We start from the raw sequence: 20,857 nt of genomic DNA, 5'->3' as shown, positions 1-20,857 counted from the left end.
TTCGGGTTTATTTAAAACAATTGGCGCAGAAAAACAGGCTCAAGTTGAAGAACTAATTGACTATTTCGAGCTCAATGAATATAAAAATGAATTATTAAAGGTGCTTCCTCTTGGCAAACAAAGGTTGGTTTTATTAGCGAGGACAATCATCAAAAATCCAGAATTATTAATATTAGATGAGCCTTGCCAAGGATTAGATCAACAACAAACAGAGCATTTTAACCATTTAATAGATGAGCTGTGTACTAACGGAATGACTTTAATTTACGTTGGGCATTTTGAAACTCAATTACCAGCTTGTCTCACTCATAAATTGCTGTTAAATAACGGCGAAGTAATAGAAAATATAAAAGCGTACCACACAAAAAAAGAATTAGCATAATGAAGAAGCATGTATTAGTTATTCCTGGCGATGGAATTGGACCAGAAGTTACCCAATGGGGAAAAGCGGCATTAGAACATATTGCAGCAACTTACGATCATGATTTCACATTTGATGAAGCTTTAATGGGTCATGCTGCAATTGAAGCAACAGGAAATCCATTACCAGATGAAACCTTAGAAAAAGCTAAAAAAAGTGATGCTATACTTTTTGGTGCGGTTGGTCATGCGAAATATGATAATGATCCTTCTTTAAAAGTTAGGCCAGAACAAGGTTTGCTTAAAATCAGAAAAGAGCTGGGTTTGTATGCTAACCTTCGTCCTATTTTATTATTTGATGAGCTTTTACATGCTTCAAGTATTAAACCTGCAATTTTAAAAGGAACAGATATTTTGTTCTTCAGAGAATTAACAGGTGATGTGTACTTTGGAGAAAAAACACGCTCTGAAGATAGAACAACAGCTTCCGATTTAATGATTTATCATAAATACGAAATTGAAAGAATTGCACATAAAGCTTACGAAGCGGCTCGTCAACGTCGTGGTAAATTATGCTCGGTAGATAAAGCAAATGTGTTAGAAAGCTCTCGTTTATGGCGTGAAACTGTTCAAGAAATTGCTAAGCAATATCCTGATGTGGAGACAAGTCATATGTTTATTGACAATGCCGCCATGCAATTAATCAAAGATCCGAAACAATTCGATGTGGTGTTAACCGCCAATTTATTTGGAGATATTTTAACAGACGAAGCATCGCAAATTGCAGGTTCTATGGGCATGTTGGCATCAGCTTCTGTAGGTGATGGGACTGGTTTTTTTGAGCCAATACATGGTTCTGCACATGATATCACAGGAAAAGATTTAGCAAATCCACTGGCTTCTATCCTATCAGCTGCGCTAATGCTCGAAATTAGTTTTGGACTGAAAGAAGAGGCAAAAACTTTGGTGAATGCGGTAGATAGAGTATTGAAGGAAGGTTTTAGAACGAACGATATTGCAGATAGCACCACCAATAGATACAAAGTATTAGGCACCAAAGAAATGGGCAAATTAGTCTTGAAATTTTTATCACAAACCGTTACCACAAATTCATAAAGCGATGATACACGATCCTAATAAAGTTTACATTTTTGACACCACCTTGCGTGATGGAGAGCAGGTTCCGGGCTGCCAATTAGATACCAATCAGAAAATCGAAATCGCGAAATCTCTCGAATTTTTAGGGGTTGATGTAATTGAGGCTGGATTTCCAGTATCAAGTCCTGGAGATTTTACAAGTGTAATTGAATTATCAAAAGCAGTAAAAAATCCAATTATTTGTGCATTAACTCGTGCAAATAAAAATGACATCGATGTTGCTGCAGATGCATTACGTTTTGCAAAAAGACCGCGAATTCATACTGGAATTGGAGCAAGCGACATGCACATCAAAACGAAATTCAACAGTACTCGTGAAGATATTTTAGAGCGTGGAGTCGAAGCAGTGAGATATGCTAAAAAATATGTGGAGGATGTAGAATTTTATGCTGAAGATGCGGGTAGAGCAGATATTGAATTTTTAGCAAAAATGATTGAAGCAGTTATTGCTGCTGGTGCAACAGTTGTAAATATTCCAGATACCAACGGTTATTGCTTACCAGATCAGTATGGTTCTAAAATTTTGTATTTAAAAGAACATGTAAAAAATATAAACAAAGCTATTATTTCTGTACATTGTCATAACGATTTAGGTTTAGCAACTGCAAATTCAATTGCTGGTTTACAAAATGGTGCTCGTCAAGTTGAATGTACTGTTAATGGCATTGGCGAACGTGCTGGTAATACTTCAATGGAAGAAGTGGTGATGATTTTAAAAACACATAAAAGCTTAAATCTTCATACTAATATTAATACGCAAGGTTTTTATAACATTAGCAGACACGTAAGTGAACAAATGCACATGCCTGTTCAACCCAACAAAGCTATTGTTGGTGGTAATGCATTTTCACATAGTTCTGGTATTCACCAAGATGGTTTCTTAAAAAACCGTGAAAATTATGAGATTATTAAACCTGAAGATGTTGGTTTTCCATCTGCTGCAATCGTATTAACTGCAAGAAGTGGCCGTCATGCCTTAAAACATCACTTAGATAGACTTGGTCATTCCTTAGATAAAGACAATTTAGATATCGTTTACAAACAATTTTTAGTTTTAGCAGATAGCAAGCAAGGCATTGATGACTACGATTTAAATCAATTGGTAGCCCTACATTTAGTTTAATGAAGTACGTCGCAGAGACGATAAGCAAAGAATAATGACGACAACATATACATTTGATTTTTTAGCAGCAGCGGAAAGACTGAAGGGTACTGTTTTACATACACCTTTAGAATTTAATCAACGTTTATCGGAAAAATATCAGGCAGAAATTTATTTAAAACGAGAAGATAAACAAGTAGTTCGTTCGTATAAATTACGTGGTGCTTATAACATGATGAGCCAAATTCCAGCTGATCAAATTCAAAATGGGGTAGTTTGTGCAAGTGCGGGTAATCATGCGCAAGGTGTTGCTTATTCTTGTAAAAAATTAAAAATTAAAGGCACTATTTTCATGCCCGAAATTACTCCAAAACAAAAAGTAAGTCAAACTACTTTATTTGGCAATGGGTGGATAGATATTATTTTGGTTGGAGATACTTTTGATGATTGTTTAGCTGAAGCGTTACGATTTACTGAAGAAAATAAAATGACATTCGTCCCTCCTTTTGATCATTATCATGTTATAGAAGGCCAAGGAACAGTTGGTGTAGAAATTCTAGAAGATTTGCCAGATACGGAAGTGGTAATTATGCCAATTGGTGGTGGTGGCTTAGCGTCAGGAACTGGAACCTATTTAAAAGAAACTAATCCAAATATCTTATTAATTGGTGTTGAACCGGAAGGTGCTCCTTCTATGGATGCAGCTTTTAAAGCTGGCAGACCTATAAAACTGGATCAAATTAATCGTTTTATTGATGGAGCTGCTGTAAAATCCGTTGGTTTATTAACTTATCCGATTTGTAGAGAAGTTTTAGATGAAATAATGCTTATCCCAGAGGGAAAAGTGTGCACAAGTATTTTAAAATTATACAATGAAGATGCAATTGTTGCTGAGCCTGCTGGTGCTTTAGCAGTAGCATCATTAGATTTATGTGCAGATCAGATTAAAGGCAAAAAAGTAGTTTGCATAGTAAGCGGTGGAAATAACGACATCGAAAGGATGCAAGAAATCAAAGAAAAGTCTCTGCTTTTCGAAGGATTAAAACACTATTTCATTGTTCGTTTTCCGCAAAGACCAGGTGCGTTGAAGCTTTTTGTAAATGAGGTTTTAGGTCCACATGATGACATCACTCGTTTTGAATTTATTAAAAAAACAGAGCGTGAAAATGGCCCAGCTTTAGTAGGTATTGAACTCAAAGATAGAGAAGATTATGAAGGATTAGTAAGTCGTATGAAAATCTTTAAATTCGACATCATTGAATTAAATCAAGATCAAACTTTGTTTGAATATTTAGTGTAATTTTAAGTCAGACTGGTAAATAGTTAAAAAATTGGCTCCTCTTTCTCGTGTGTAAATTTTGGCAAAAGTTTTGCATTATAAATTGCAAAACACACACACAACATGAAAAAGCTAACCTTACTCCTAATCTGCATCGCCTCACTAGGTCTGGCGTCTTGCAAAAAAGACACTATTGTTCAAAGTGCGAACAATCTGACAATTATTAAATACATCGAACCTAATCAGTGGCAACTAAGTACCGATGGATTAACCTATTATGCCGTTATTAACGAAAGTAGAATTGATCCTAGAACTTTTGAAGACGATGGTATTTTAACTTATATTTCTAGAGGTGATAATAATACCTACGAACAATTACCTTTTGTATACAATGTTGATGCTTATAGTTATGTGATCAGACAAGGGTCAATCGAAATAGACATTCAAAGTTCTGACAATCAAGACACTGCCCCCATAAAGCCAACGACGAGAACAAGGGTTAAAATTGTACTTATCGAATCGTCTCAATAAAAAATTTGATTAAAACTCTAAGAAATGGCCAACATTCGCTTGAATGTGGTCATTTTTTTTGTGCTCTCCACTATTAAGCTGCAAAGCTCTAATTTTTACACCATTTCGTTCTAGCAAAAGTTCATCGTAAAAACCTTTGTAATATACTTCAAGTACTTCAAACCGTCTGCTCTGCCAAGTGCTTTTTAATTCTACCCATTCTGGATAAAAAACCACATGTTGTTTTGCAGTTTTAATGCCCAATTGTGATGCTTCTTCTTTAGTTAAAATGACTGCATTTCCTAAAATTTGAGCAGTATATAAATCTGAAGGATTTTGATAAATGATTTCTGGTTTATCGTTTTGTAAAAGCCGGCCTTGTTTTAAAATCAACAACTGATCTGCAAGAAATAACCCATCTGTTGGATCGTGAGAAACCAAAATAATAGTCAGTCCGGTTTCTTTTGCTAAACGTTTAATATCCGCTCGTAATTGGTTTTTCAACAACGAATCAACTTGACTAAAAGGTTCATCCAATAACAAAACTTTAGTATTGCTAATTAATGCTTTTGCTATTGCAACACGTTGCTGTTCTCCCCCACTAAGCTCAATTATTTTTTTATCTTTTAATTTTGTGATGTGCAAATGCTCCATCATTTCTAAAGTTTTGGTTTCCTTTGCTTTTATGTCTGTATTAGAAAGCATTGATGCGATATTATCGTAAACTTTAGCATAAATGTTTAATGAAAAATCTTGAGTAACCATTTTCATTTCAGCATTTCCTGGAATAAGCTGTTCATCTGGCCCTTTCACTCTTTTATCATTCATTAAAACTTCACCGGCATCTAGTTTTAACAATCCATAAATGCATTTCAACAAAGTTGATTTCCCGCTACCGCTTTCGCCGATAATGGCAACAATGTCTCCTCTTTTTATAGAAAAATTAATGTCTGTTATACCCGAAGCTTGAGTTTGCTGGTATTGTTTTGTTAGGTTATTAACGGTGATTATCTGCTCATTCACAGCGTAAAGATAAGCATAAAGCTATAAGCTGAAAGACTAAAGATCATCACAAAAAAATCCTGCAAACTTTCATCTGCAGGATCAGGTTGTATTTGTGTGTTGTGTGCGTTTACTTTAGTAGTTTACTCTTTGGACTAGTTCAATCCAAATGTTAAACCGAATGCCATATTTTTTAGTCCTTTTTGTGGAGTACTATCAAACATATCGCTTGCATAGTATTTAGCAAATAAAGCTAATCCATTAGTACCAACTCTTACTGTACCGCCGTAACGGAATGGAGCGAAGTTATAATCATCTTTAAATTTCTCTTTTCCACGTTCATCGCTAATCTGTTTTACTTTTCCGTTTAACAAGAAACCTACTTCCGGACCAGCAATTAAATACCACCGTCTGCCTTTGTGATTTTCCTTAGTTCTTAACTCAAAATTTAAGGGAATGTGTAAATAACTGCTAGAGAAACGGTTTTTACTAAATATAATAGGCTCATTAATATATGTTAAATCAGCAGTATTTTTTTGCATAGTGATGTTATCTTTCAAACGAATTAAAGTCCAATCGAAACCTCCAGCTACATAAATTTTAAAGTTTGAGTTAAATCTATATCCCATTTGTAAAACATCAAATGAAAGGTGGCTAGTTTTCCAAGCTTTGTAGTCTAAAAACTGATTTGCTGGCGACAATGAAAAGCTTCCATTATCAATTAATTTAGAGAAACCGATATCCAATCGAGTAAAAGTAATTCCTCCAACAAAACGACCTTTACTTTGATCAATTTTACCAGTACTATCTTTTTTACCACCTATATTAATACCTAATCCATAGTTGATATCAAACTTTTTGCGTTTTACGCTATCTTGTTGTGCACTAGCACTTGAGCCTGCCAGAAAGGTAAGTCCGCTTACCAAAACTGCTGTTAAAATTAAAGATTTCATTTGTGTGTATGTTTGTTTGGTTTATGTGTGTCTATTTATGTTTTTTACTATTCAATTTTAAAAAGCCAATGTTTATTCCAATTAGCGATGAATTATCATCATCATCAGTATTAAACCTTACCAATTTCTTTTCTCTTTTATCAACTTTATCTACCACGTAGTTTACTAAATCCCCAACATTTCTAATCCCTCTACGTTCAGAACTATTCTCTGTTTCTGTAATCACATTGGTTTCCTCTTTCTGAGGTTCAACTTGAGCAATTACTACTGCATTATTTTCTACAGGAACTTCTTTTTCTATTACATCCAATGGTTTAACATCAGCGGCTTTAATAGGTAGACGATCAGTTGTTGGATTCGGTTGCACGCTTGCTAAAATAATTTTCGGATTATTTTCTGATGGTGTACGATCTAATAACTGCACTTTTTTAGTTTTTACAGCCGAAGACGTTGAATTGCTTTCTTTTACAGAAACAGTTGCAACTGGTGCTTCAGTAGTTGGCACCACCTCATCTTGTTTGCTTGGCTCAACAACAGCTGCAACAGTATCATCACCATGCAATTGAATCTTTTCTGTTTTTTGAAAAACCAATAACGCTGTAATTGCAATAGCTACACTTGCGGCTGCCATCCAATAAATCGAAATAACGCGTTTACGTTTTGGCTCCAACTGTTGTTCTATATTAGCCCATAAATTTGCAGATGGCTCAATCTCCGCATCTTCAAATTTATTTCTAATTAAATTATCGAATTCTTTATCCGGTATGTGTTGCATAACCAAAGCCCTCCATTTTAATAATTTCTTGTTGCAATATTGCTCTCGCTCTACTTAATTGAGATTTACTAGCGCCTTCCGAGATGCCTAATGTTTCTGCAATTTCTTTGTGCGAATACCCTTCTATAATATACATGTTAAATACCATGCGATAGCCGTCTGCTAATTTTTGTATCACTTTCATTAAATCTTGCATGCCTAAACTGCTAAAATCAAAACCTGTTGATGGTTGCTCATAAGCATCTTCAATTGGCACTACGTTTAACATACGTAAGTTTTTTCTATAACTTTCTATCGCAGTATTTACCATTATTCTTCTAATCCAACCTTCAAAAGATCCATCACCACGATAATCTTTAACCTTCTGGAAAATTTTAACGTATCCCATTTGTAAAACATCTTCAGCTTCCATACGGTCTTTGGCGTAGCGCATGCAAACGGCTAACATTTTCGATGCAGTTTGCTTGTATAGCCTTTCTTGCATTTTCCTGTCGCCAGCTTTGCAGCCTTCCAGTAAGTCATCAATCGTATATGTTTTAGTCACCTTCATTTGTTGTTTGTATAGGGTAGATGAGCCCTAGAGGTAAAAGGTTGCACGGGGTTGCAAATATTTTTTTATTTGTCAATTTCACAGTCTAAAAATACAATATTAAGCAGTTAAGAGCATTAAATTCCTTAATTAACTAAATCCCTATAAGTGAAAAAATAGTTTTGAAAACGAATGTTAGTGTTTTATAGCTTCTGTAGTCCCGCTATTCGTTACAATCTTTTTGGCATTGTTATACTAACATCAAAAGCACTACACCAAAAAGTATTTCCACTACTATCTGGTTTAAAAAACTCAAATCAATACACTAACTACCCACTGCATGTAGAAAACTATCAACTGCATGTAGGAGAACATATCGTCCTATCTATAGCAAACCACTTTCAGACTTCCTGTCTTTCCTGGCTTTTGGACTTATTTCCTTTTAAAAATTCTAAAATCTTCCTTATAGGTTATAAATAAAGAATGATTAAACTGGAAATCAGCATCTGGAGTTCCTAAATCAAAATGCGGCTCAAAGCGAACATCTAAATAAAAATTAGGAATTAATTGTTTCTGATAAACGTATCTAACTGCTAAAATACTTCTGCTACTTTGTTTAAACCCAGCATCGTATAAATTTTCAGAAACCGACTGATACAATGGCATTCCTTTTATAGTAAGAAACTTATTTCCTTTCCAATACGAAGCAACTAAACTTCCCCATTTGGTTTCCATACCTACGTTTAACCACAACCCGAAACCACCTTGATAAGCTCTAACTTTTGTTGGCGAAAAATCTTTATAAACAGCGATATAATTATCTGTAAAAACTTCCTTTACTTTATCACCAACAGTTTTATGCAGTTTAAATCCGGCAGCGCCATTAAATAAAGTACTAATCGGAATATTTTTTAAAACATCAATTTGTCCGCCTTGATGGTACGCTAAAAATTGAGCAGGAATACTCAATTTCCAACCATCTCTTTGCATCAAAGTCGATTCTGTACTTAATCCTCCAACAATTTCTTCCTTTTCTGGAGAGCCTTTATAAATCATTTTTTGCCAAGAAATCCAGCTATCTAATTTGAACTTCTCTCTATCAATTAATAATTGCGTTCCATATTCAATTGGTGTGGTAATTTTTCGCTCAAAATCGTAAATCGGTTCAATGTAATTATGCTGAATGTTTCCTTCTAGGCTACCAAAAACTAATGTCAGGTTTCTTTTATGGTATTTTAAGCTAAACAAAGGCTTAACATCATAAATTCCATCATTACCAAAATCTTTACGCAAATAAGCTCCAGCCACAATTGCCAAATTCGGATTAGCATAATACACTAATTGTGGTTCTATCTGTGTACCGTATAAAGTATAACCGTCATGAAATTTATTAGAATATTCGTAATTACGAACATAGTTGAAATTGTAAAAATTGAAATGTAATTCCTTATCTAAACTATCTGCAGGACGAATGCGATGGAAAATAGCTTCATTATTAAATTGAGCCATTGCTGAAGAAGCAAATAAAGTAATTAAGATTGCTAGTAGTTGTTTCTTCATGTAATTTATTCTAAAACAGTTTGTCATTCAAAGCATCGCGAAGAATCTCTTTTTATTACATATAAGATTCCTCGTCCCCGCAATGACAAAATCAGGGAAATGGTAAAATTATTTATTCTTCTTTTTTCTCTCTATAACGCTTATAAATCTTCACGGCTGTCATAATAATTAAAGAGAAAGCAAGTAATCCAAGTAAACCATAAATCCAGTTTACTGCACTTTTTAGTATAACGGTAAAAACAATAGCAACCAATAAAATAGTCGCAACTTCATTCCATAAACGCAACTGATTAGAAGAATATTTAAATATTCCCTTTCTCAACTGCTTCATTATATTCTGACAAATGAAATGGTAAATGATGAGCAAAACTACGAATGCAATTTTTACCCACATCCAATTTTGAGTAACTAAAAAGTCGAAGTGGGTGTAGTACATTAAAGCTCCAGCCAAAACTGTTAAACACATCGCCGGAATGGTAATGATGTTCCACAAACGGCCTTCAATTTTTGTGAATTCCTTTTGAAGAATATTTTTTTCTAATTCTGGTCTATCGTTAGCTTCAGTATGATAAATGAATAAACGAACACCATAAAATAATCCAGCCATCCAACTTACGACGAAAATGATATGAACTGCTTTAAAATATTCGTAATATTCTTCCATTATTAAAATAAGTTCCCTTTGTGGGATTTAAGGGTTTAATATCTAAATTCCTTTACTACTTCAATAGCATATTTCACATTATTAAAAGGAATATCTGGCATAATACCATGACCTAAGTTAAAGATAAAACCTTCTGTACCACGCATTCTTTCAAATAATTGATGAATGTGTTTTTTGATAACTGGTTGATCTGCATATAAAATATGTGGGTCTAAATTGCCTTGCACAGCAATTCCAGCAGGTAAAGCATTTTTAATATTCAATAAATCTGCATTCCAATCAACAGAGATCACATCAGGTTTTGCTTCAGCCATAATTGGTGCAAAAACTGAACTTCCTTTGCAGAAAGAAATCACTGGAACATTAGTTCTATTTAATCCAGCAATGATTTGTTGGTTATACTGATGAGAAAATTCCTGATAATCATTCCAAGATAAAGCCAATGCCCAACTATCAAATAACTGAACAGCATTAACGCCAGCAGCAATTTGTAAGTTCAAATAATCAGTAGTTACTTTTGCAATTTTAGCCAATAAACGGTGTGCTAATTCGGGGTGATTGTGCATTAACAACTTGGTTAACTTAAAATCTTTTGAAGAACCACCTTCAACCAAATAACTCATTACTGTAAATGGGGCTCCAGCAAATCCAATCAGTGGAATACTTCCATCTAAACGTTGCTGAATAACTTTAATTGCATCAGCAACATATTCCAATCTATCTACAACATCCGTTTCTAATTTATCAATATCAGCAGCAGTACGAACAGGATTTGCAAACTTAGGACCAACACCTTGAGTAAAACTTAAATCTCCACCCATTGCCTCACCTGTTACTAAAATATCGCAGAATAAAATAGCAGCATCAATCCCTAATAAATCAACTGGCAACATCGTCACATCAGCAGCAATTTCAGGGTTTTTGCACATTTCTAAAAACGAATACTTGTTTTTAATTTCCCAATATTGTGGCATAAAACGGCCGGCCTGGCGCATCATCCAAACTGGTGGGCGTTCTGTAGTTTTTGAATTTGCAGCGTCTAAAAATAAGTTGTTCTTCATTGTATGTTAGGCCAAACCATTGGCTTCTTTCTCTATAATTTTTATAATTTCTTTTGCTCTTGATGTTGTAGCCAACTCTTTCGCTTTTTCTATATATGCTTTTGCCCTCTCGCCATCTTTTTTACGCAAAGCGAGATTAGCCAAATGTATCATCACAAAAGCTTTATCATTTTGTCCTCCCAATGGGAAACGACTAGCAATTTGAAAGTGAAACTCTGCCGTTTCAAAATCTTCTCTTTGCAAGGCGATATTAGCTTTCATGAACTCGTAATATCCACGACGATTTTTAGCCAAGCGATCGGGATTTTTAACTTCAGCTAAAATCTTTTCGGTTCTTTCGTAATCTGCATCTTTAAAATGTTTAGAAGCTAATAAAACAGAACTATGTTTAAAATGACTCCATAAAATAAAGGCAAAGAGAAAGCCGGCTATTGCAGCCAGCTGGTATTGATTGAAATATAAACTTACCAATGCAGAAAGGGCAAAAGTTGCCATTAAAGCATATCTACTCCAAGTATTGTACATTAATTTGTGCTATCTGTAAATTTATAACCTACACCTCTAATCGAGTGAAAATACACTGGATTTTTCTGATCTGGTTCGAAATACTTACGGAACGTTAAAATAAAATTGTCAATTGTTCTTGTTGATGGATAAACATCGTAATTCCAAACTGTTTCTAGTATTTGCTCACGAGAAACCGCTTCGTTTTTACGCTCAATTAATAATTTCAATAGCATAGTTTCCTTTTTAGTTAAAGGCACTACTGTTCCATCATCTTGTTTTAACTCAAAAGAGTTAAAATAGATCGTTTTATCACCGATTTTATAAGAGTTTAATTCTTTTAAATCATCAGCTTTTAAGCTACGTTTTACTAAAATTCCAACACGTAGAATTAATTCCTCCAAGTTGAAAGGTTTTACTAAATAATCATCAGCACCTTTTTTAAGACCCATTACGCGATCTTCACTTGTATTTTTAGCAGTTAAAAACAAAATCGGAACTTCAGTATTTTCTAAACGAATAGTTTCGCACACTTGGAAACCATCCATTTCTGGCAACATTACGTCTAAAATAATCAAGTTGAAACGTTCTTCTTTGAAAACTTTAAGAGCGGTTTTGCCGTCTTTAACAGCATGAACTTTATAACCCTCTAACTCGAGGTTTAGTTTAATGGCATCTAACAAATGATCTTCGTCTTCCACCAATAGTATTCTTAATTTTTGTGGCATATCAATTAAATGTTACTTCAAAAATTGCACCTTGCGGTACGTTATCTTTAACGCTAATATCAGCGTCGTGGTTTTGTAATACCTCTTTAACAATAAACAAGCCAAGTCCAGTACCTTTAGATTTGCGCACATTTTCATCGCCAACTCGGTAAAATTTATCAAAAATAAGCATCTTTTCGCCATCTGGGATACCCGGACCTTTATCAGAAACCGTTAAAAAGGGCTTACCGTCATTTTGACATAGCTCTACTGCAATTTCGGCACAAGGACCAGAATATTTAACTGCATTTTCTACCAAGTTCGTTACCACCGATGATAAAGCAAACTTATCTCCAAGTAATTTGATGCCTTTTTTTATTTTGGTATTAATTAGCTGCTGATTACCACACGAATGAACTTGCAATCGATCCGTTATTTTGGTTACCATTTCTGAAAAATCAAATTCTTCCTTAGGGAAAGAATATGTACGACTTTCTATCTTAGTGGCTAATAACATATTCTCTACTAAATCATCCAAACGCTCAATATCCTTAAGAGAATTATTTAGCAAAGAAGTTTGCATCGCTTTCTCCAAGTCTCGTTTTACAATAGTTTGCAAACTAAGTTTTATAGCTGCCAAAGGCGATTTCAGTTCGTGAGTAACCGACATTAAAAAATTCTGTTGCTGTTCTTTTAATCTATCTTCCTTTTTAATAGAAGCGTGAATAAAATAAGCACCAACGCAAAGCAAAAAAATGAAAATTGAACCCTCTCCCATTATCATTCCCATTTTTTGCGGCTGTAAATCGATTACAACTGAGCCCCACCAAAACATTTCTAACAATGCGTAGAGCAACAGAAAATAAAATATGAGGATTGATTTTTTCATTATACTTTTCTAAAAACTAAATCCAATGCATCAAAAATAGCCCTTTTTGCTTTCTCTAACTCTATTTTTGTGTGTGCTGCAGAAACAAAACCAACCTCGTAGCCTGATGGGCCTAAATAAATACCTCTATTTAATAATTCACGATGCATGATTTTAAATTTATCCATGCTTGTTGGGTCAATATCTTCTGCAGTTTTAATGTCTTTATCTGTAAAGGCAAACCAAAAGATAGAACCCACCGTAAACACTTTAAATTTATAGTTTTTAGCCGTTGCAAAACGCTGAATACTATCGGTGAATTCTTGTGTTTTCGCATTTAAGTCTTTGTAAAAACCTGAGCGCAATAACTCAGTTAATGTTGCTATACCCGCAGCCATTGCCACTGGATTACCTGATAATGTTCCAGCTTGGTAAACTCCGCCATCAGGCGAAATATGACCCATAATTTCTGCAGAAGCGCCGTACATTCCTACTGGCAAACCACCACCAATAATCTTTCCGTAAGTTACAATATCCGGCTTGATGCCGTAATGTGCTGCAGCACCTTCAAAACCAACTCTAAAACCAGTAATTACTTCATCAAAAATTAATAAGGCATTGTTTTCTGTGCAAGCTTGCCTCAAAAATTCAATGTAGTCTTGATCTTGCATCAATAAACCATTATTTGCCGGAATGCCCTCTATAATTACCGCAGCAACTTGATCTTTAAACTGTTCAAAGGCCTCAGAAATTGCATTTTTATCATTTAATGGAATAACAATTGTTTCTGCTGCAAAAGATTTTGGTACGCCAGCCGAAGAAGTCTCTCCAAAAGTAACCAAACCAGAACCTGCTTTTACCAAAAGTGAATCGCTGTGACCATGATAACACCCTTCAAATTTGATGATTTTATCTTTTCCTGTAAATCCACGAGCCAATCGAATTGCTGACATTACTGCCTCAGTTCCAGAACTCGTAAAACGGATTTTCTCTACATAACTGTTATTTTTGATGATCAGCTCTGCTAATTCATTTTCTAGTGCAGTTGGTGCGCCGAAGCTCATCCCATTCTGCATTACTTCAATTACCTTTTCTCTGATTTTAGCGTTATTATGGCCTAAGATTAATGGACCCCAACTTGCACAAAAATCTATAAACTGATTACCATCTGCATCCCAAATGTAGCAACCATCACCTTTTTGAATAAATAATGGCGTTCCATAAACAGATTTAAAAGCTCTAACTGGAGAATTTACTCCGCCAGGAAAATAGGTTTTCGATTTCGCATACAACTCTGCCGATTTCTCACGACTGATATCAGGTTTACTTCCTGTATTTATCGGCATTTCCTCTTCGTTTCCCGAGAATATCTTTTTTAATGATTCTAACATTTTATTTAAGGTAAAAGCTGAAAGATCAAAGCTAAAAGCTCCAGACTAAGCGTTAAAACATGCGCTTTAGTCTTTCTTCTTTAAGCTTTAAGCTTTCTCCTACATCCAATTATTCTCTACTATATCTCTAATGTGGTAGGTGGTGATAATACTTGCTCCTGCTCTAGCAAAGGCATGCATCGTTTCCATTACTACCTTTTGTTCATCTATCCAGCCTCTTTGCGCTGCTGCTTTAATCATCGAGTATTCTCCCGAAACATTATAACAGGCAATTGGCAAATCAGAGTTTTGTTTTAGTTTGCTAATAACATCTAAATAAGCTAAAGCTGGTTTAACCATTAATACATCTGCACCTTCACTTTCATCTAATAATGCTTCTCTTACCGCTTCAGTGCCATTTCTGAAGTCCATTTGATATGCTTTTCTATCGCCTTTGTTTGGCGCACAATCTGCAGCTTCTCTAAACGGCCCATAATAAGCCGATGCAAATTTGGTAGCATGGCTCATAATCGCAGTATTTACAAAACCGCCTCCATCTAATTTATGTCTAATTGCAGATACACGGCCATCCATCATATCTGAAGGCGCTAACATATCAGCGCCCGCTTCTGCATGGTTTAAAGCCATTTTCGCAATTAATTCAACTGATAAATCATTTTGGATATAATCATCTTTCATAATTCCGCAATGACCATGAGTAGTATAAGAACAAACGCAAACATCAGTAACTACATATAAATCGTCGCCAAAGTTTTTCTTCAATTCTCTAACTGCAACTGGTACTAATGAATGTGGATTGTAAGCAGATTTTGCATCCTCACTTTTTTCATCACCCACGCCAAACAACATAATTTTGTTTACGCCCAGTTTTAATCCTTTTTCTATATCTTTCAATAATGTATCCACAGAAAAATGGTTTACACCTGGCATTGCATCAATCGCTTTGGTTACCCCAGTTCCAGGAACCACAAAATAAGGATATATAAACATATCCTTCGATAATCGTGTTTCGGCAATCATTTCCCTTACAACTGGATTTTTTCTTAACCTACGTGGTCTGTGTATCATAGTATCAAATATAGTGTATCAAGTATAAGACTTGAATTATATGTCAATTCCAAAAACAGCTTCTGCTAAACCAATTTCATCTGGAGAATAGGGTAAGGTATACTTCACACCCATTTCATCAAATTTTTTGCCTGTAGAATTACCTATAGCAATTACTTTCTGTTCTGGATCTAATAAGTTATTGGTAAAATAAGCATCAACATTACTTGGACTTGTGAAAATCAACACTTCAGCCGTTGTGCCATCAATGTCATCACTTACTACTGTTTCATAAATTGGCAAGTCGACGATTTTTGTAGTTTCAACTAAAGATTTTTGAATGGTCAATAATGAATCTTGCGCCCTTGGAAATAGCACAGTCTGCCCATCAGCCAATTTTGCAAACTCTTCTGCAACTTCGGTAATATCTCCACTTTCGCCAACAAAATCTGCTAAATGTCCGAACTTTCTCAACGTATCTTCACTACCGCGACCAACTACACCAAATTTTACTTTCTTAGCTAAAACCGGGTTTAGTTTAAAGAAATATTCTACACCATTTCTACTGCTAAAAAATATCCAATCGATGTTTCTTAAATAAAATGGATCTAAAATATTTACAATTGGAAATGTGCGAATTAACGAACGCCCATCAATTTCAATATCATGTTTTTCTAAAGCTTTTCTAAAATAACTGTGTTCACCAATTTCTCTAGAGATAAAAACCTTAACAGGAAGTTTCCGTTCTTTATCAAACTTAGCCACAATTTTTTCCGCTAAACCTTCGGTAGTTGAAGCTCTTAAAAATAAACGATCTGGAAAATCTTCATCCGTTTCTGCTTTTGATGTCCAAACTTCAAACTCGCCATCTTCTTTTTTGCAATAACATCCTAAAGGCATATGGCAACCGCCTTCGAAAAGATTCAACACTTTACGCTCTACAGCAATTTCTTCTGCAGTTGCAGCATCATGTATTTTTTGTAAAGCAGTAAAAAGCTCTGAGTCATTTTCACGAATTTGAATGGCTAAAGCACCTTGTGCAGGTGCAGGAACTAATTCAGTAGTATCCACAACTTCTACGTGAAACTCGCTCAAGTCTATATTTAATCTATTTACGCCAGCTTTTGCTAGTAGAATAGCGTCGTAATCTTCATCTCGTAATTTCTGAATACGAGTTGGTACATTTCCTCGTAAATCTTCAATATTTAAATCTGAACGCAAAGCTAATAATTGCGCTTTACGTCTATTAGATGAAGTGCCAACCATTGCTCCTTTTTTTAAGGATAATTTCTGACTTACATCTACACAGTCTTTCAAAATCAATAATAATTCTGATGGATCTTCGCGTTCTGTAACTGCAGCAATAATTAGTCCCTCAGGATTAGTAGTTGGCAAATCTTTATGAGAGTGAACCGCAATATCAATTGTTCCGTTTAACAACTCTTCTTCCAATTCTTTGGTGAAAAATCCTTTACCTTCCAATTTATCAAGTCTAAGATTTAATATTTTATCGCCCTGCGTTTTAATAATTTTCAATTCCGCATCTATACCAATACTTGCTAACCTATCTTTTGTGTTGTTAGCTTGCCATAATGCTAAATCGCTTCCGCGTGTACCAATAATTATTTTCTTCACCTTTATGCTTAGTTTTTCCGCAAATTTAATTAATTTTTCTGCAAGAGAGATTCCGAGTTAACTTCGAAATGACGATACTAAATCTAGCTATTTTTTACTAAGATTTCTTTTGCCATCACCATTGGTATGGTAATGCATTTTTTCTCCATGTAGTCCATCACACGCTCTAAAACTGCTCTCGAATTGTCATCCAATGTATTTATCTCATCAGCAAAAACACCATTGATGGCCGTATGTTTTATCTCTTTGATTTTTTTAGGCACATCGCTCATCGCAATTTCTATTTTGCGTTGGCGTAAAACGGATTCAAATTCTTTAATATTTTCGTCGATGATATGTTCTGCATTGACTAATTCATCGTAACGTTCTTGAATATTTTTGCGGGCAGTTTCTTTTAATGATTCTACTTCGATATAATGCATTGGAAAGTTTTTTACCACTTCTGGCGCCACATCATTAGGAATAGCTAAGTCTACAATTACTTTTTTACCAGTATCGCCATTTAGCAATTTGATATAAACTTCTTCGGTAATAATCGGCTCAGTTGCGCCAGTGCAGGTAATGATCACATCAAAGCCTTTATCATAATCAGCCAATGCCGAAAGTGGATAAGCTTTTCCGTTTAAATCTTTTGCTAGGCATTCCGCTTTCTCTATAGTTCTGTTAAAAATAGAAAAGTTAGAATATTTATGTTTTTTAAGGTATTGGGCAATATTTTTATTGGTTTCGCCAGCGCCTATAATTAATAACCGCGGATTTGCACACACTGTCAATTCTCGCAATTTGCGATATGCCAATGATACAACAGAAACTGGGTTTTTTGAGATATTAGTATGGGTATAAACTTCTTTAGCAGTTTTAACAACACGGTTCATTACCATTCGCATGTAATCGCCAGTAAATCCAGCAATGCGACATGCCTCGTAAGCTTTACGAATTTGAGCAAGAATTTCTTTCTCGCCAACTACTAAACTTTCTAAAGAACAAGAGGTACGTAATAGGTGGTTAAATGCATCCACTTTTTCATATACCGAAACATTTGCTATGAATTGCTCCATGTATTCTTCTGGCAAACCCATATCCAATACATGTAAAAAACGGCTAATAAATTCTTTATCAAGCTCTGCTGCTGAAGTAAATACAAACTCGACGCGGTTGCATGTGCCAACATAAAATATTTCTTTTATGTTTAGCTCAGATTGGATATTTCTCAACCTATCATCCAGCGTATGCTCACATATAACTAATTTCCCTAATGCCTTTAGGTCAATTTGTTTGTGCGTAAATGCAATAATCTTTAAATATTCCAAAATGGTTACAGCCTATTAATTTAGTGCGAACAAAAGTACTAAACCGAAACCCGCAAAACTGTCATTAGGCTGTAATTTAGGCTAATTTAGAAAGGTTTTAAATTAACTTAGAATTAACAAACCATGTCTTTTTAAAATTGTTATTATTGTTTCAAATACTAAGTTCAAGGTAGATTATGATACATAAAGAAGAGTTTTCGTTAACAGGTGCAGACCAAAAAATTATTGCTGGCGATATAACTTATGACGATAAGAATACAAAAGCACCATTAGTAATTTTTGTTCATGGGTTTAAAGGTTTTAAAGATTGGGGCGCACATAATTTAGTGGCTCGTTATTTTGCGCAAAATGGGTATCGTTATTTGAAGTTCAATTTATCACATAGTGGAGTCACACCTGACAAACCAAATGATGTCAGCGATATGGATGCTTTCGCTGCCAACACGGTTTCTAAAGAAATGTTAGATGTTGATGTAGTAATCGATTATGCTTTAAAAAATTTAGGAGTAAATGAAGTATTTTTAATTGGTCATAGCCGAGGTGGGGGGTTAAGTATTATACAGGCAGCTAATAACCCACATATTAAAGGTTTAATTACATGGAGTGCAATTTCAGATTTTAGCAGCCTATGGGGAAGGGAGCGAGAGGAAGAATGGAAAAAAGAAGGCAAAATATATGTGATGAATGCTCGTACAAAAGAGAAAATGCCGTTGAATGTTACTTTGCTATCAGATTTTGAAGCGAATAAAGAAAAACTAGATATTTTAAATAGCGCAAAGCAAATAAATATTCCCTGGTTAATTGTGCAGGGTGATGATGATGTAAATGTTCCACTTGAAACTGCCCAAAAACTATCTAATGCAAATCCAAGTAGCAGATTACTTAAAATTGAAGGCGCAAATCATGTGTATGGCGCTTCGCATCCATTTGATAAAGAAACTTTGCCCGCACAATTGTTGCTGGTTTGTGAAAAGAGTTTATTGTTTTTGAATGGGTTGTGACAAATAGTATCTTTATCACCTATAAAATCATCATGAACGAAGAAATTTTCCGTCAATTTTCCGATATTGAAGTTAAAGAAATGAGCCCAGGTTTTTTTTCAAAACTAATTCATACCGATAATAACACCATCAACTTTATTGACATTAAAGCGGGTAGTGAATCTCCTATTCACAGTCACCCACACCACCAGTGTGCTTTTGTTTTAAAAGGTCAGTTCGAAATGACAGTTGGTGAAGAAACTCAAATTTTAGATACAGGCAAATTTGTTGTTATTCCAGGTGATGTGCCACATGGAGGGAGAGCAGTTACAGATTGTACATTGTTAGATATTTTTAGTCCGGGTAGAGAAGATTTTAAGTATTAATTTTTGCTCAAAGATAATTGAGTTCTTATGCAAATACTTCAAAAAACAATTAGCTTAAAAGCCAAAAGCAGGGGTTTTCATCTGATTACTGATGAAATATTAAAAGCTATTCCTGAAATCGAAGATTTGAAAGTTGGAATGATTCAAGTTTTTATTCAGCATACTTCTGCTTCATTAACTATTAACGAAAATGCTGATCCAACTGTGAGAAAAGATTTTGAAATGTGGTTTAATAAAGCTGTTCCAGAAAATGATCCAGATTACAAACATGATTACGAAGGTTCGGATGACATGCCAGCTCATTTAAAATCAGTTTTGCTAGATACTGCTGTTTTAATCCCAATAAAAAATGGACAACTTGCTTTAGGAACTTGGCAAGGAATTTATTTATGCGAACACCGCAATTATGGCGGAAATAGAAATGTAGTACTAACAGCTTGGGGAATATAAATTGCTAACTGACCACTGTCTCTACCCAATTCCCATCTTCTCTAATAATTTCGATGAGTTCATCTAAAGCAGATGGCGTATTAACGTTTTTCTTTACCACTTCTTTACCACGATATAGCGTGATTTTTCCAGGACCTGTACCTACGTAACCATAATCTGCATCAGCCATTTCTCCTGGGCCGTTTACAATGCAACCCATAATAGCAATCTTAATTCCTTTTAGATGATCTGTTTTTGAGCGAATATATTGTGTGGTTTCTTGTAAATCGAATAATGTACGCCCGCAGCTTGGACAAGAAATATATTCAGTTTTAGAAATACGAGTACGTGTAGCTTGCAAAATTCCGAAACTAGTAGAGTTTATTAAGGACAAACCAATGTTTTCTGGTACATCAATCCATACACCATCACCAAAACCATCTGTTAATAAAGCGCCCATATCGCTAGCTGCATATAACATCAATTGGTCCCCATCTATATTGGTGTACATTCTTTTAATGATAACAGGAACTTGAATATTTTGTTGTTGCAAAGCGACAAAAAACGCTCTTTGTTGTTGCATGCCTAAATTTTGAGAAGTGTCAAGAATGACAACTGTTGTAGCATTGATTGTTGTAGTGTTAAGT

At 34.8% G+C, this 20,857-nt stretch carries 23 protein-coding genes; 8 read left to right on the top strand and 15 right to left on the bottom strand.

Annotated elements, in window-relative coordinates; genetic code table 11:
• The 5 genes from WC622_RS14340 to WC622_RS14320 all read left to right on the top strand — a co-directional run.
• A partial coding sequence (locus WC622_RS14340) for an ATP-binding cassette domain-containing protein (protein ID WP_372820391.1) occupies positions 1 to 382 on the top strand: 382 nt, incomplete at its 5' end.
• Complete coding sequence (leuB, locus tag WC622_RS14335) at positions 382 to 1,476, top strand: 3-isopropylmalate dehydrogenase (RefSeq protein WP_372820390.1); 1,095 nt, start codon at positions 382 to 384, stop codon at positions 1,474 to 1,476. The genes WC622_RS14340 and leuB, both read left to right, overlap by 1 nt.
• 4 nt (positions 1,477 to 1,480) lie before the next feature.
• Entirely contained in the window at positions 1,481 to 2,641 is a 1,161-nt protein-coding gene (locus tag WC622_RS14330) for a 2-isopropylmalate synthase (protein WP_372820389.1), read from the top strand.
• A 34-nt stretch (positions 2,642 to 2,675) separates the two neighbouring features.
• Positions 2,676 to 3,920 carry a threonine ammonia-lyase IlvA gene (ilvA, locus tag WC622_RS14325; protein WP_372820388.1) on the top strand — a complete coding sequence of 415 codons (1,245 nt, stop codon included), beginning with the start codon at positions 2,676 to 2,678 and terminating at the stop codon, positions 3,918 to 3,920.
• Positions 3,921 to 4,022: 102 nt separating this feature from the next.
• Positions 4,023 to 4,430 carry a hypothetical protein gene (locus WC622_RS14320; protein ID WP_372820387.1) on the top strand — a complete coding sequence of 136 codons (408 nt, stop codon included), beginning with the start codon at positions 4,023 to 4,025 and terminating at the stop codon, positions 4,428 to 4,430.
• Between the two features lie 9 nt (positions 4,431 to 4,439).
• Here the strand turns inward: WC622_RS14320 and WC622_RS14315 are convergent, their stop codons facing one another.
• The 14 genes from WC622_RS14315 to hemA all read right to left on the bottom strand — a co-directional run bounded on the left by WC622_RS14315 (position 4,440) and on the right by hemA (position 18,415).
• Positions 4,440 to 5,432, bottom strand: a complete 993-nt coding sequence (locus tag WC622_RS14315) for an ABC transporter ATP-binding protein (RefSeq protein WP_372820386.1) — start codon at positions 5,430 to 5,432, stop codon at positions 4,440 to 4,442.
• A gap of 134 nt (positions 5,433 to 5,566) precedes the next feature.
• Positions 5,567 to 6,364 (bottom strand): outer membrane beta-barrel protein, encoded by a 798-nt coding sequence (locus WC622_RS14310; protein WP_372820385.1) that lies wholly within the window; start codon positions 6,362 to 6,364, stop codon positions 5,567 to 5,569.
• A gap of 31 nt (positions 6,365 to 6,395) precedes the next feature.
• Positions 6,396 to 7,139, bottom strand: a complete 744-nt coding sequence (locus WC622_RS14305; RefSeq protein ID WP_372820384.1) for a hypothetical protein — start codon at positions 7,137 to 7,139, stop codon at positions 6,396 to 6,398.
• Positions 7,120 to 7,689 (bottom strand): RNA polymerase sigma factor, encoded by a 570-nt coding sequence (locus WC622_RS14300; RefSeq protein ID WP_372820383.1) that lies wholly within the window; start codon positions 7,687 to 7,689, stop codon positions 7,120 to 7,122. The genes WC622_RS14305 and WC622_RS14300 overlap by 20 nt, the downstream gene beginning before the upstream one ends.
• Positions 7,690 to 8,100: 411 nt before the next feature.
• Positions 8,101 to 9,228, bottom strand: coding sequence for a hypothetical protein (locus WC622_RS14295; RefSeq protein ID WP_372820382.1), 1,128 nt, complete (start codon positions 9,226 to 9,228; stop codon positions 8,101 to 8,103).
• Positions 9,229 to 9,340: 112 nt separating this feature from the next.
• The gene (locus tag WC622_RS14290) at positions 9,341 to 9,892 is read right to left on the bottom strand and encodes a CopD family protein (RefSeq protein WP_372820381.1); all 552 of its coding nucleotides are present in this window, start codon (positions 9,890 to 9,892) and stop codon (positions 9,341 to 9,343) included.
• A gap of 35 nt (positions 9,893 to 9,927) precedes the next feature.
• Positions 9,928 to 10,953: a uroporphyrinogen decarboxylase gene (hemE, locus tag WC622_RS14285; protein WP_372820380.1), complete on the bottom strand. Its 1,026-nt coding sequence runs from the start codon at positions 10,951 to 10,953 to the stop codon at positions 9,928 to 9,930.
• Between the two features lie 6 nt (positions 10,954 to 10,959).
• Positions 10,960 to 11,478 (bottom strand): hypothetical protein, encoded by a 519-nt coding sequence (locus WC622_RS14280; RefSeq protein ID WP_372820379.1) that lies wholly within the window; start codon positions 11,476 to 11,478, stop codon positions 10,960 to 10,962.
• Positions 11,478 to 12,185 carry a response regulator transcription factor gene (locus tag WC622_RS14275; RefSeq protein WP_372820378.1) on the bottom strand — a complete coding sequence of 236 codons (708 nt, stop codon included), beginning with the start codon at positions 12,183 to 12,185 and terminating at the stop codon, positions 11,478 to 11,480. The genes WC622_RS14280 and WC622_RS14275 overlap by 1 nt, the downstream gene beginning before the upstream one ends.
• Position 12,186: 1 nt before the next feature.
• On the bottom strand, positions 12,187 to 13,053 hold the full coding sequence (locus WC622_RS14270; RefSeq protein WP_372820377.1) for a sensor histidine kinase: 867 nt from the start codon (positions 13,051 to 13,053) through the stop codon (positions 12,187 to 12,189).
• Positions 13,053 to 14,423 carry a glutamate-1-semialdehyde 2,1-aminomutase gene (hemL, locus tag WC622_RS14265; RefSeq protein ID WP_372820376.1) on the bottom strand — a complete coding sequence of 457 codons (1,371 nt, stop codon included), beginning with the start codon at positions 14,421 to 14,423 and terminating at the stop codon, positions 13,053 to 13,055. Before hemL ends, WC622_RS14270 begins: the two co-directional genes overlap by 1 nt.
• A 99-nt stretch (positions 14,424 to 14,522) precedes the next feature.
• Positions 14,523 to 15,491 (bottom strand): porphobilinogen synthase, encoded by a 969-nt coding sequence (gene hemB, locus WC622_RS14260; protein WP_372820375.1) that lies wholly within the window; start codon positions 15,489 to 15,491, stop codon positions 14,523 to 14,525.
• Positions 15,492 to 15,527: 36 nt separating this feature from the next.
• Complete coding sequence (gene hemC / locus WC622_RS14255) at positions 15,528 to 17,105, bottom strand: hydroxymethylbilane synthase (RefSeq protein ID WP_372820374.1); 1,578 nt, start codon at positions 17,103 to 17,105, stop codon at positions 15,528 to 15,530.
• A gap of 83 nt (positions 17,106 to 17,188) precedes the next feature.
• On the bottom strand, positions 17,189 to 18,415 hold the full coding sequence (gene hemA / locus WC622_RS14250) for a glutamyl-tRNA reductase (protein WP_372820373.1): 1,227 nt from the start codon (positions 18,413 to 18,415) through the stop codon (positions 17,189 to 17,191).
• Positions 18,416 to 18,591: 176 nt separating this feature from the next.
• Between hemA and WC622_RS14245 the strand changes: the two genes are divergently transcribed.
• The 3 genes from WC622_RS14245 to WC622_RS14235 are packed head-to-tail and all read left to right on the top strand — an operon-like array spanning position 18,592 to position 20,231.
• Complete coding sequence (locus WC622_RS14245) at positions 18,592 to 19,416, top strand: alpha/beta hydrolase family protein (RefSeq protein ID WP_372820372.1); 825 nt, start codon at positions 18,592 to 18,594, stop codon at positions 19,414 to 19,416.
• A 32-nt stretch (positions 19,417 to 19,448) separates the two neighbouring features.
• Entirely contained in the window at positions 19,449 to 19,781 is a 333-nt protein-coding gene (locus WC622_RS14240) for a cupin domain-containing protein (protein WP_372820371.1), read from the top strand.
• Positions 19,782 to 19,808: 27 nt separating this feature from the next.
• Complete coding sequence (locus WC622_RS14235; protein WP_372820370.1) at positions 19,809 to 20,231, top strand: secondary thiamine-phosphate synthase enzyme YjbQ; 423 nt, start codon at positions 19,809 to 19,811, stop codon at positions 20,229 to 20,231.
• A 4-nt stretch (positions 20,232 to 20,235) separates the two neighbouring features.
• Here the strand turns inward: WC622_RS14235 and WC622_RS14230 are convergent.
• Positions 20,236 to 20,857: flavodoxin-dependent (E)-4-hydroxy-3-methylbut-2-enyl-diphosphate synthase (locus WC622_RS14230; protein WP_372820369.1), on the bottom strand; the 622-nt coding region annotated here is incomplete at its 5' end.

The organism is Pedobacter sp. (genome assembly GCF_041662865.1).
Lineage (GTDB): Bacteria > Bacteroidota > Bacteroidia > Sphingobacteriales > Sphingobacteriaceae > Pedobacter.
Note: the sequence above shows the minus strand (reverse complement) of the source record. Positions and strands in the feature narration are given on the sequence as shown.